This is a genomic window from Lichenibacterium minor (assembly GCF_004137685.1).
In the GTDB taxonomy this organism is placed as follows: Bacteria; Pseudomonadota; Alphaproteobacteria; order Rhizobiales; family Beijerinckiaceae; genus Lichenihabitans; species Lichenihabitans minor.
In genome coordinates this window covers 1-548 of record NZ_QYBB01000192.1, presented here as the reverse complement: position 1 = coordinate 548, position 548 = coordinate 1, and the positions used below count along the sequence as shown (strand labels likewise).

1 protein-coding gene is annotated in these 548 nt (G+C 67.0%); it reads right to left on the bottom strand.

The window, feature by feature from the left end:
* The coding region (locus D3273_RS27990; RefSeq protein WP_281011442.1) for an MHYT domain-containing protein at nucleotides 1–326 on the bottom strand (326 nt) is incomplete at its 3' end.
* Between the last annotated feature and the right edge of the window lie 222 nt (nucleotides 327–548).

Genomic DNA, 548 nt, shown 5'->3' with positions numbered 1-548 from the left:
GAGAAGACGATGCTGACCACGACCGACGCCACCACGTAGGCGTGGTCGAAGATGAGGAAGCCCGAGAACGTCATGGCTGCGACGCCGACGTAGTGCATCCCCGCTATCGCGAGCCCGAGCAGCACACCGGCGACGCCGACGCGGGCGGCGAGCGTGGTGGGCGCCTTCGAGGCAAAGAGAGCCATCAAGGCTCCGCCGACGGCGACGACGATGGACAGCGCTGTCAGGCCCAGGTCGTAGGCCATCTCCCGACCCGGCATGAAGGCCAGCATGGCGACGAAGTGGAGCGACCACACGCTGCAGCCCAACACCGCTGCCGCCGCCACGAGCCAGGGGCGCCCGTCTCGTCTCGCCGTCTCGTCTCGCCGTCTCGCCCGCCCGTGCCAGCAGCGTAGTCGTCGTGAGGCAGCCCAGGACGCAGATCACCGCCGAGATGGCACGAGCCGAAGGTCGTGCTCGTGCACTACGCAACCTAGTGCTCTGAACCAATCGGATGATTCACGACGGGTTTGGGATGTGCGAGTCTGGGGCTCATGTCCCAGACCGTG